Source organism: Prevotella sp. OH937_COT-195 (genome assembly GCF_003932845.1).
Lineage (GTDB): Bacteria > Bacteroidota > Bacteroidia > Bacteroidales > Bacteroidaceae > Prevotella.
In genome coordinates, this window is sequence record NZ_RQZH01000076.1 from 1 (window position 1) to 1,170 (window position 1,170).

Sequence of the window (1,170 nt, forward strand, 5' to 3'; positions counted from 1 at the left end):
TGTATGCTTTCGTGATATGTGTGTGGAATTGTTGGTATAATGGACATTTAGAGCTTTTTCAGCCTACCAAATTCGGGGAATTCTATTTATAAAGAGTTCTCATCAATAATCGGCAGTACTTTCTCTCCCAATGGTGTAAGAGAATATTCTACTCTTGGAGGAACTTCCGGATATTGTTTCTTTTTAACCAATCCTTTGCTGCAAAGAAATTTTAGTTCATCAATAAGCATTTTCTCGCTTATATCCGGAATAGCACGTTTTAATTCTCCATAACGGACAATCCTTCGATTGATTTGGAAGATGATGAGCAGTGTCCATTTTCCGGCAAAAATTTGCATTGACTTTCGTACCGGGCATTCATAGTCTGTTTTTTTTCTTTCCATACTAAACTTTTTTATTATTGATAATCAGTAAATCTAACAATATAGTATGTATCATACAAAATTGTATGTACTTGTATATTATAATGCAAAAGTATAACTTTGCAGTGATTTAAACAATTAAAATACAGATTTATGGAAAAGAAAACAGAAAAAGTGCGTTTATTTTACACCGCTTTGGCACAGGGGGATTTTGAAACAGTGAGTGCATTACTTGCAGATGATTTAGTATGGCATCAGCCGGGAAAGGGCGCATTGTCGGGCATCTACAACGGTAAGCAGAATGTCTTTGCCCATTTGGGAAAGATGGCTCAATTGAGTAATGGAACATTCGCTATCGACCAAGTGGATTATGTGACGGAAAACGGAGATTTGGTGGTGGCTGCGATTGGATTCGCGGTGTCGGCAAGCGGACATTCAATGGAGATGAAAGGAGTAGACCTTTTCCGATTTGAGAATGGTTTGATAAAGGAAGTATGGCTCTTCTCTGAGCAAATTGAAGAAGAAGATCGTTTTTGGAATGCCATCGTTGAAAACTACGTATAAACTATTATTACACTCTTTGCGATTTTTATTGTCTCGCAAAGAGTGTAATGATTGTTTTTTGTATCGTATTTTTTCATAATATTATCCTTATTCTTAGAAATATAGTTGTCTTGTTAGGACAAGAAAATTGGTGTTTATTGAACCCAAATCTGTCATTAGACCGCATTTTCTTAGATTTGCCATTGCCGTTACGCTTCCCAACTGCTTTAGCCCGCTTGCTGCCATCTGCGCAGCCATTACATCT

General features: G+C 36.9%; 2 protein-coding genes. One reads left to right on the forward strand and one right to left on the reverse strand.

Annotated elements, in window-relative coordinates; translation table 11 throughout:
* Positions 1-86: 86 nt before the first annotated feature.
* The gene (locus tag EII32_RS11290) at positions 87-383 is read right to left on the reverse strand and encodes a winged helix-turn-helix transcriptional regulator (protein WP_125235464.1); all 297 of its coding nucleotides are present in this window, start codon (positions 381-383) and stop codon (positions 87-89) included.
* 132 nt (positions 384-515) lie between these two features.
* On the opposite strand from EII32_RS11290, the gene EII32_RS11295 reads away from it, so the two are divergent.
* The gene (locus EII32_RS11295; protein WP_125235465.1) at positions 516-926 is read left to right on the forward strand and encodes a nuclear transport factor 2 family protein; all 411 of its coding nucleotides are present in this window, start codon (positions 516-518) and stop codon (positions 924-926) included.
* The last annotated feature ends 244 nt before the right edge of the window (positions 927-1,170 follow it).